This window comes from Methanospirillum hungatei (assembly GCF_020216685.1).
Lineage (GTDB): Archaea > Halobacteriota > Methanomicrobia > Methanomicrobiales > Methanospirillaceae > Methanospirillum > Methanospirillum hungatei_B.
This window is the reverse complement of sequence record NZ_JAIWNS010000057.1, coordinates 1-10,000: the sequence shown is the minus strand read 5'-3', so window position 1 is coordinate 10,000 and position 10,000 is coordinate 1. Positions and strand designations below refer to the sequence as shown.

Genomic DNA, 10,000 nt, shown 5'->3' with positions numbered 1-10,000 from the left:
CGATTCACCGGTGAATATGGCCTAAGATCTGGATCGGTGTAGAGGGCTTTCATCGAGCCCTGCGCTTCAGGGAAGATCTCATCAAAGGTTCCTTCCCTGCTGATATGACCCTCTTCCATAACGATAACCCGGTCCGCAACATTCCGGTACCCTTCCAGGGAATGATCCACGATGATGATGGTCTTCCCTCTGGCCTTCAGATCCTGCAGGATCTCAATAATCCGGGTGGTGGCAACAACATCAAGTTCTGATGTCGGCTCGTCCAGGATGATGATGTCAGTATCCATCGCAAGGGCAGCGGCAATGGCAACCCGTTGTTTCTGACCGCCGGAGAGGGCATAGGGGGGACGTTCACGAAGATGGGTGATACCGCAGAGTTCCATGACATCTCTGACCCGATCCTCTATCTCCTGCTTTGAATCGATCCTTGTCTCAAGGCCTGATGCCAGTTCTTCCTCAACACTGGTGAAGATGAGCTGGGAATCTGCATCATCAAAGACCATGCTGACATACCGGTTCAGTTCACCAACACCTGCATACTCAGTCACCGGCCTGCCGTTCAGAGCAAGATACCCGGAACAGATCCCCCCAAACTCATGCTGAAGGATGCCGGACAGGGCATAACAAAGCGTGGTTTTTCCGGCTGCAGTCGGACCGGTCACCAGGACGAGTTCTCCGGCCCCGATAGAAAGAGTGATGTCCCGGAGAGCCGGACGGACTCCAACCGGGTACGTATAGCTGAGCGCTGTTGCAAGTATCATGATCTCCGGGATAATGCCCGTGATGCAGGAACGTACAGAATCTGTGCGATAATGGTATTGATAATTGCAGTCGGGATGACTATCATGACCATCATGGCACTAAAGAAGGCATACAGGCTTTCATAGTTGAATGCCTTGAACAGCAGACCAGGTGCGACCATCACCAGCAGCATCACCACACAGAGGAAGGAGATCCCGCTTGCGAAGGTTGCGACCAGAGTTGCAACGGATGGTGCTGCAGCAAACCGATTTTTCAGTGCCTGGAAGACAAGCAGACAGGCAACGGCTCCGATTGGCTCACTGATAAGATTTCCTGGCGGGAATATCGAGTGACTGATAAGAGCACTGATGATACCGCCGATAAACCCAATCCCAAGAGCCTGGGAGAATTTCGGGACGACCAGCATGATAGCCAGGCAGTAGAAAACAATGACGAAGTTCGGTACAAGGAATGGTGGTAATGGTGCGTATAAGGCGGCGAACCGTGCAATTGCACCGACCGCAAGTAAAATGCCGACAATGGCAATATCCTGTGATTTCATAGTATCAATGATAGTAAATGTATGTCAGAATGTATTCAGAAAAGCAATACCGTTCATATACGAATTTGGTGTCATCGCCAATAACGGGGCGAACCCGGACATGCACCCCGACGAAGATGATGGACATGTTGAGTCATCTATGTATGAAATTATACATTGACCTATAAGAAGGTTATCCGGTCTCCCACACGTCTCATGCCCTTATGGCCACCCAAAACCCAGATAGTCCTCACGGCGCACGGTAACCGGAACAAATGATCCCAGGTACCAGACATACACTACAAGTGCTGCACCCTTTCGAAACTCCTGTATCCGGCGGTCGTACACTGCCCTGATATGCCGGGTATTCTTCTGCTCAAAGAGAGCACGGACTGCCTGGTAAAACCCGATCATCTGTGCCAGATATGCCTTCTCATAGGCGATGGTCTCCCTGGCAAAAGTTAGAGCATCATCCTCTGATATCGGACAATGGTACTCACCATGTTCATTAAGACCACTGATTTGTCGAAACTCCAGGTTCTTCCTTCGGTCCGGCTCACGGTGAAGCATATACGGAAAAATCCTGCAGATGGTAAAGCGCTCATCATATATCCTGCACCGGGTATCAGCAAGAAAGATACAGGACCCGTCCTCCCGTACCGTAAGGGCATAGCCGGAGACGTAAAAATTCCCTTCTTCGTCAGCCAGCTCAAATTCAGGTGCCGGTATCAGGAGGGAAGGATCCATGGCCATGACCCGCTCTGCATCGGCGTCAAGCAGAAACACATGCCCGTTAAACTCCGTCGTGCAGCATCGACCACACAAAAGACAGGAAAATCCCACATCACTGATAATGTCTGCCAGATCCCGCTCATGCCATTTCAGAAGAAGGTCCTGCTCGACCATGAGACCGGAGAGTTCCCGGCTGATATAGGAATCAGACATTTCTCAGTACTCAGCCATTCTGATGCATAGTAGTGACGATGACTGATATTGTACCACTGGCCAATCTATAATAGCCAGATTCACTAATCAGAAATTACATGCTAGAAGCCTTTGACCTTACCGGAAGGATACCAAAGGGACAATACGCATCAATCGTCGAACCCCTGGAAGCACGGACTGCAGAACTGCAGCGGGAAGTCAGAAAATGGGGTAAGTCGGTCATCATAGTGATGGAGGGGTGGCGGGGATCAGGTATTACCCGGATAATCAACCTGCTGCAGCCGGTGCTTGATCCCCGTGGAACCCGGATTCACCCAATCGCCGAGCCGAATGACATCGAACGTGATCATGATATGTTCTGGCGGTTCTGGTCACGGCTTCCGTCATATGGTCAGACTGCTATCTTTGACCGGTCCTGGTATACCTCAACCATCGTCGAGCGGTATGACTCTCTCCGGATGGATGAGATCCCCGGATCATGTATTGAAGATATCAATAATTTTGAAGCACAGATCATCAGTGATGGAAATCTCATTCTGAAATTTTTCCTTCATATCAGTAAGGAAGAACAGAAAAGGCGTCTCAATGTCATTAAAGACAGTCCCTTCACCATGCAGGCCAGATACCTTCGCAGAAAAGAAGGCATATACATGGTACATCGTGACTTCTATATGATAGACCGGATGCTGATGAAGACAGACATGCCGGCATCACCCTGGACCATAGTTGAAGCAGAGTCGATGAAGTACGGGTATGTGAGAGTGTTACAGACCTTTAATTCGGCAGTCGAATGCTGGCTTACTGAAAAGGAAGGAGGAAAGAAAGAGCAGGGCCAGACCTACCTGATCAAAACGATGTCAGAGACCGAAGAGGCGTCGATTCTGAAAAAAACTGATCTGACAAAGAGCTATACTCGTCCAGAATATAAACCGATCCTTCAGAGTCTTCAGGAAGAACTTCGTAATCTTCAGGTTGAGATATATAATAACAAAATTCCGGTTGCCATTGTGTTCGAGGGATGGGATGCCGCAGGAAAAGGAGGCTGTATTATCCGGCTTGCAGAGTCGTTTAATCCCAGGGGATATGTGGTAGAGCCCATTGGCCCCCCTAATGACTGGGAAAAGATGCACCATTACCTGTGGAGGTTTTATACCCGGTTCCCAAGGAAAGGCTATATCACCATCTTTGACCGGAGCTGGTACGGCCGGGTACTGGTGGAGCGGGTTGAGGGGTTCTGTTCAGAGTCCGAATGGCAGCGGGCATACCATGAGATAAATGTCATGGAGGATGAACTGACCAGAGAAGGAACCATCCTTATAAAATTCTGGCTGCACATTGACAAAGATGAGCAACTCAGGCGATTTGAGGAGCGTCAGAATACCCCGGAGAAAAACTGGAAAATAACTGAGGAAGACTGGAGAAACCGGGAGAAATGGGATCAGTATGAAAGTGCGGTCAATGCCATGATCCGTCGGACAACAACCATACAGGCCCCATGGACGATAATTCCTGCAAACAATAAGTATTATGCACGAATAGCAGTTCTGGAAACCGTCCGCTCGGCTCTGCAGAAACAATTAAAAGAGATAAAATAATATCCGGCCTCTTTAGGAACCGGAAAATAATTTATTTTTAAGTTCTTCACACCGGGCCTTATGGGTTTCAAACCGATGGACGAATTCGTGCAGCTCAGGAATCTCAAGATCGGTCTCTATTGTCCCGTCACGCTGAATCGGGTATATTCTTCCCAGAATCTCAATAAGGCGCTGCTCTACCTGCACACGTTTTAAGAGTTCCCCATACTCGTCAACATCTGCAGGACTGCCCCCGTTCTGCAGGGCACGTTCCTTTTCACGATTTATCTCAGTATTCCTTGCCCCGACTCCGTCGATTGATCTGATAAGGTCAGGAAGCCGGACAGGTTTTATGAGATAATCATCAATCTGGTCACCATACCGGAGGACATCCTTTATTGTCAGGCTTTTCACGGTCTGCATAATAATCGGAACATTCCGTGCCTGCTCATGCTCCTTGATATGTAAAAGGGTCTCCCACCCGTCCATCGGCTTCATCATGACATCGAGGATGATGATATCAGGCACATCCTCATAGACCATAGTAATGGCTTCCTGCCCACTCAGTGCACCACGGGCATCAAACCCCTGCTGCTTTAGGGTTTCGACAAAGGCCATCTTCAGGAGGGCCTCGTCATCAACATACAGGACTTTTAGTCTTTTCCCCACAATTCTTCACACCCCTGGGACCTGATACGGTTCACCGCACCCCGGTATTATTGTAGACAGTATTGTCCGCTATCATGATATCAGTTTTTTCTCATCAACATCGGTGAGTCCCGCACTCTGATCAGGGCTGACATCCTCCTTCATGATGGCCCGGGTCTCATCCTCAATGGATCTGACAACTTCCATGATCCGCTCAGCGGTTGGAATATCACCAAGAAGACTCTCGTCTAGCGGAACATCATACACCTCCTTGTCATCCATGGATTCTGTCGCGCCCAGATACTTCGCGCCCTGTTTAATGAGGCTTGATATCTCGAACGGGAAGATGATCTTGGTTGCCTGGCCATTTGCCATCGTTTTTAATGCATCAAAGGAAAGGACCGTAATTGCACGCTTATCAAGGGACCTGGACCCGAGTGCGAGTATCCGCAGACCCTGTGACTCTCCCTGTGCACGCAGGATCTGTGACAGTCGTTCTCCTTCAGCTTTCAGGATTTTACTCTGCCGTTCTCCTTCAGCCTCCAGGATCATACTCTTCTTCAGACCTTCTGCCTTCAGGATAGCAGAGCGTTTTTCTCCATCGGCACGAAGAATTGCAGCTCTCCGCTCCCGTTCTGCTGCGGTCTGTTCAGTCATTGCCTGTTTAACCGTCCCAACCGGATCAACTTCCTTGATCTCAACACGTTCAACCTTAACACCCCACTGATCGGTCTCGCGGTCAAGGATGTCACGAAGTCTTGTGTTGATGCTCTCACGGTTGTAGAGCACTTCATCAAGCTCCATGTCACCAATAATGCCACGAAGACTTGTCTGTGCAAGGGCAACGGTTGCCATCCGGTAATTTGAGACCTCAAAGAAGGCTTTCTCAGGATCAACCACACGGATGTATACAATTGCATCAACATTTGTCGGGGAGTTATCCTTCGTGATCACCTCCTGGCTTGGAACATCCATCACCAGAGTTCTGAGATCCAGCTTGACGACCTGGGTGATGAGAGGGATAACCCACCGAAAACCGGGATTCATCCTCCCGATATATCTCCCGAGACGAATCTGCAGGCCCTGCTCATACGGCTGGACAATAATCACACCGCGGGCAAAGATGATCAGAATTACAATTACCAGAAACAGGGTTACAAGAGTTTCAAAAACTGCCATTTATTCCTCCTCCACAACAATATGCACACCCTGCGAAGCAATAACTTTCACTTTTGCTCCTTCAGGGATGATGCCGGACTTTGATTTCGCACTAAATATCTGACCTTCAACAGATACTTTTCCAGACAGGGTTTCTTCATCCGCAGGATTTAATACCCTGCCGGTTCGTCCCACCAGAGAATCCATACTGATAGTCAGTGGTTTTTCATCACCAGGGGTCAGACGGCTGTACAGATACACCGTCACTATGGCTGCCAGAAGGGCGATGACAATGCCCAACACGATACCATACGTCGATGAAAAGATATCAACCCCGAGTATCACCAGCACGCCGATGATGAGCAGGACTGTTCCCGGGACCAGGAGAAAAAACCCCGGAGAGAAGACCTCAAGGACAAAGAACAATGCACCAAAGAGGACGATGATCCATCCATATGAGAAATCTTCAAAAACCATATGGTATTCTTGTCAGGATGGAAGAAAAAGCTGTGTATATGTAATTTAAGACTGGAATCTCAATTTCTCAGCAGAGCCAGTTTATCCCCTCGTTTCACCCCAAGCTCTTCAGCAATCGGATCACATTTCGCTGCCAGGAGATACGCAACCGGGGGAAGACCCTGCTCTTCGCGAAGGCTCTCGTAATTTGCCATCCCCTTTGAGATGATAAGCGAACACCGGTCAAGCGCGAGGCGGAGTTCATCTGACATCAGGTCAAACCGAATCCCGTGTTCAACCCCTGCACCTGTTGTAAGCAGCCGGGCAACCTTCTTGTCCAGACCCAGACGGATGGCATCTTCCATGGTTGCATCGTTGAGAATCGGCCTGTCCCGGACGACCAGCGTTATGCGGCTGCCATGTGCAGCAAGCCAGGAGATAAGAGCCTGGTCAAAGACAATCTCACCGCAATTATCTGTAAAGTAGACAATATCACTACAGAGCGGGAGTATCCGGTCAGTATCATCAACGGCAAGACCCTTTGAAAATTCCCAATCAAAGTACGATACAAAATCACTCCTGACTTCGTGATCCTTCACTCCGTAATCAAACATATTCCCGATCACGCTGGCAATAACATACTCCCGAAAGCCGATCAGACGCCCGGATACGGCCCGTAATATCTGAATGGAAACTTCTTCGGATGCCTGCTTGAGCGCATAAAAAGGATCATCGTTATTCAGCCGCTGATAGATATTACGGTGCAGAGCAGACGCAACCATCGGATGGGTCCAGGGAGTTTTGTGCAAAAACCGGATAATCTCCTCTGCGTGCTCAAGAATATCTGAATATTTCTTTTTATCAGCTTTTGCCAGTTCAATCTCCAGATCAACTCTGGATAAAAGGCAATCATAACAGCGTGGGTCATGTATCATATCATTACCCGAAAAACAAAATGGGGCCATCGAGATTCGAACTCGAGTCAGAAGACCCCCAGTCTCCTAGGATGCCAGGCTACCCTATGGCCCCGTTCCATACTATTTTCTCAGCTGTCCCATATGTACTTAACCATAGTATTCTGCACTCCGACAGGCAGGAGCAGGATATCAAGGAAAAGATCGCGGGTTACGCATACGTCCATTAGGCGTTGTACCATGACATGGTTGATATCCTCATAAGGCAAAACAACAAACCATTAAATAATATAGCTCTGTGACTATATCGTATTATCAGCAGGTAGCGGGAGCCGGGTATGCTAAAAGAGAAGATTGCAGGTATAATTGAGAGTATCAGGTTGATTGAAGGGGTCAGATTATGTGCACTCGTATCCCGTGACGGTATTATGCTTGGCCGGTACTCTGCCGGTGACTTTAATGAAGCATGGTTTGCTGCGATGTGTGCAACACTTCTGGCCTCTGCAGAGTCGGCAGCCGTCATCGTGAAAGTCCAGTCTCCTGATATGGTGACCATCCATTCTTCTGACGGGATACTCATCATTATGGGGGCCGGAGAAAAGATACTGTTAGCAGCGCTGGTAGACCCTGCCTGGGACCTGAAACATATGACCGGAATGCTCCGGGAGATTGCGGAAGACGTGGGAGGAACGTTCTGATGTCAACAATACTGGTGATCGATGACAGCCCGTTCATCGTCGATATTTTTGTAACCATGCTGGAAAGAGGGGGCTATACAGTATACTCGGCAAATAGCGGCCCTGAAGGTATTGATCTGTTAAAAACCGTAACACCGGACCTGATTCTGCTTGATATAATGATGGAGCCCATGGACGGTTGGGAGACCCTTGTCGCCATCAAGCAGAACTTTGCAACAAAAGACATTCCGGTCATGATGCTGACGGCAAAACAGCTGACTCCACAGGAGGCACAGGAGTATGGAATGTATATCGAGGACTATATCTTAAAGCCGGTCACGCATTCCGAACTCTACGCCGCAATCGAAGGGGTCATCAACCGAAGAAAGCAGATCGCCGAGGATATGACCAGGGCAAAGGAAGGCGGGTTTGAGGATGCTCTCATCAATGAATATGGAAGGCTGGTAAAGAGTACCGAGATCACCAAACGGCTCCTGAAACTCCTCTCATCCACCTATGATCTCTCATACCCGTCGATGAAGTTCTCTGATGATATCAATATCGCCATAAAAAGTATGGAAACCAATATGAAATTCCAGGAGCAGCGGCTGATCCAGATCCGCGAGATCTTTTCAGGAGCTGCCTGACACCCTCTTTTTCCCTCTCTTCTTCCTGACATCTCCCACACTATGAAGTAAGAATACAAGCTAACCTCTTCTCCTATGTTTGATCTCGTGTGCATCGGTTGTGGGGCAACATACCAGTCTGATGCCGTGATATACACCTGCAAAAAATGCGGACACCTTCTTGAGGTCAGGTACGACCTTGCCAATATCAATATTACCAGGAAGGACTGGCAAAAACGCCCGATTTCGGTCTGGAGATATCGTGAACTGCTTCCCGTATCTGGTGAGCCGGTTACCCTGCAGGAGGGAGGAACTCCCCTGTACCATCTCAAGCGTATCGGAGAGGAACTTGGCATTAAGGAGTTGTATGCAAAGCACGAAGGGATGAACCCGTCCGGATCATTTAAGGACCGGGGCATGACCGTCGGCGTTTCGATGGCTCTCCAGCTGGGAATGAAATCAGTGGCCTGCGCAAGTACCGGAAATACATCGGCATCACTTGCGGTATACGGGGCAAAAGCAGGTATCCCGGTCATCGTCCTGCTCCCGTCTGGGAAAGTGGCTCTTGGAAAGGTTGCCCAGGCACTCATGCATGGAGCAAAAGTCATCTCTATCAATGGTAACTTTGACCGGGCACTGGAGATGGTCCGCGACCTGTGTGAGACAAAAGGTATCTACCTGCTCAATTCTGTCAACCCCTACCGGCTCGAAGGGCAGAAGACCATCGGATTTGAAGCCATCGATCAGCTCAACGGTGAGGTCCCTGACCGGATGGTTCTGCCGGTTGGGAATGCCGGGAACATTTCTGCCGTCTACAAAGGGCTTATTGAACTTTCAGAACTCGGTTTTGTTGACAAGATGCCGATGATGACCGGTATCCAGGCAGAAGGTTCCCAACCCGTAGTCCGGGCAATTAAAGAGAACCTGCCTGAAGTCATTCCGGAAGGATCCCCTGAAACCGTAGCAACCGCCATCCGTATCGGTGCCCCGGTCAATGCAGAGAAGGTCCTTCATGCGATCCGGATGAGTAAGGGGACCGCAGATTTTGTCACCGATGAAGAAATTCTGGCTATGCAGCGCGATCTTGCACAAAAAGAGGGGATCGGTGTAGAACCTGCATCAGCGGCATCAGTAGCAGGTGTCAAGAAACTGGTTGAGGCCGGGGTCATCGATCGTGACGAGCGTATCGTATGCGTGGTCACCGGCCACCTGCTCAAGGATCCTGAAACGGTAATTAAACAATGTGCTCCACCAATCGAATGCGACGCTACACTCGAATCACTGCTTTCTGCCTTACAGCTCTGATCCTGTGTGTCCTGCCGGTAGCCGGGATTACCTTCTCGGCAACCGTTGATAAAGATGGGAAAGGATACTCTGCTGTCGTTCTGGTCAATAACACCGACCGGTATGAACTGATTCAGCCAGGGATGGTCGGTGAGCGGATACCCTTGGAGACAAAAAACCTCACGGTCCGAAATGAGACAGATATCCTCCCGCTCACTCCTGACCGGGGGATCCTCACGTTTCCCAAGGGCAACTACTCCATCTCCTATGAAGCCATGGTGAATGCAAACACCATGCAGTTCCTCTTTACTGAGCCGGCAAATGTAACGGTGAGCATCCCCCGGCCGTTCATGGTAACAAACCCCCTCCTCACATCCATCCAGCCATCAGGGTCAAAACTCGAAGAAGGGAACACAACCACAACCATCTCCTGGAA

General features: G+C 49.4%; 12 protein-coding genes and 1 tRNA gene. 5 read left to right on the top strand and 8 right to left on the bottom strand.

Annotated features, from left to right (window positions below; translation table 11 throughout):
• The 3 genes from LDL35_RS03190 to LDL35_RS03180 all read right to left on the bottom strand — a co-directional run.
• The coding region (locus tag LDL35_RS03190) for an ABC transporter ATP-binding protein (RefSeq protein WP_304019423.1) at positions 1-761 on the bottom strand (761 nt) is incomplete at its 3' end.
• Entirely contained in the window at positions 758-1,303 is a 546-nt protein-coding gene (locus LDL35_RS03185) for a tryptophan transporter (protein ID WP_011448606.1), read from the bottom strand. The genes LDL35_RS03185 and LDL35_RS03190, both read right to left, overlap by 4 nt.
• A gap of 201 nt (positions 1,304-1,504) precedes the next feature.
• A complete protein-coding gene (locus LDL35_RS03180) occupies positions 1,505-2,227 on the bottom strand; it encodes a YkgJ family cysteine cluster protein (protein ID WP_304019420.1) in 723 nt (240 codons plus the stop codon).
• A gap of 98 nt (positions 2,228-2,325) precedes the next feature.
• Here LDL35_RS03180 and pap point away from each other — a divergent pair, with 98 nt between their 5' ends.
• Positions 2,326-3,822, top strand: coding sequence for a polyphosphate:AMP phosphotransferase (pap, locus tag LDL35_RS03175; RefSeq protein ID WP_304019418.1), 1,497 nt, complete (start codon positions 2,326-2,328; stop codon positions 3,820-3,822).
• Between the two features lie 12 nt (positions 3,823-3,834).
• Here pap and LDL35_RS03170 read toward each other — a convergent pair whose 3' ends face one another.
• From LDL35_RS03170 to LDL35_RS03150, 5 genes are all read right to left on the bottom strand, one after another.
• On the bottom strand, positions 3,835-4,470 hold the full coding sequence (locus LDL35_RS03170; RefSeq protein ID WP_304019416.1) for a response regulator: 636 nt from the start codon (positions 4,468-4,470) through the stop codon (positions 3,835-3,837).
• Between the two features lie 72 nt (positions 4,471-4,542).
• Positions 4,543-5,628, bottom strand: coding sequence for an SPFH domain-containing protein (locus LDL35_RS03165; protein WP_304019414.1), 1,086 nt, complete (start codon positions 5,626-5,628; stop codon positions 4,543-4,545).
• Positions 5,629-6,084: an NfeD family protein gene (locus tag LDL35_RS03160; RefSeq protein WP_304019413.1), complete on the bottom strand. Its 456-nt coding sequence runs from the start codon at positions 6,082-6,084 to the stop codon at positions 5,629-5,631.
• A gap of 59 nt (positions 6,085-6,143) precedes the next feature.
• Positions 6,144-6,998, bottom strand: coding sequence for a damage-control phosphatase ARMT1 family protein (locus tag LDL35_RS03155; protein WP_304019412.1), 855 nt, complete (start codon positions 6,996-6,998; stop codon positions 6,144-6,146).
• A 21-nt stretch (positions 6,999-7,019) separates the two neighbouring features.
• A tRNA-Pro gene (locus LDL35_RS03150) sits at positions 7,020-7,092 on the bottom strand.
• A gap of 223 nt (positions 7,093-7,315) precedes the next feature.
• Here LDL35_RS03150 and LDL35_RS03145 point away from each other — a divergent pair.
• The 4 genes from LDL35_RS03145 to LDL35_RS03130 all read left to right on the top strand — a co-directional run.
• Positions 7,316-7,675, top strand: coding sequence for a roadblock/LC7 domain-containing protein (locus tag LDL35_RS03145; RefSeq protein ID WP_304019410.1), 360 nt, complete (start codon positions 7,316-7,318; stop codon positions 7,673-7,675).
• Positions 7,675-8,301 carry a response regulator gene (locus tag LDL35_RS03140; RefSeq protein ID WP_304019408.1) on the top strand — a complete coding sequence of 209 codons (627 nt, stop codon included), beginning with the start codon at positions 7,675-7,677 and terminating at the stop codon, positions 8,299-8,301. Before LDL35_RS03145 ends, LDL35_RS03140 begins: the two co-directional genes overlap by 1 nt.
• A gap of 75 nt (positions 8,302-8,376) precedes the next feature.
• Positions 8,377-9,585, top strand: coding sequence for a threonine synthase (gene thrC, locus LDL35_RS03135; protein ID WP_304019406.1), 1,209 nt, complete (start codon positions 8,377-8,379; stop codon positions 9,583-9,585).
• On the top strand, positions 9,540-10,000 hold a 461-nt coding region (locus LDL35_RS03130; protein WP_304019402.1), incomplete at its 3' end, for a DUF5803 family protein. The genes thrC and LDL35_RS03130, both read left to right, overlap by 46 nt.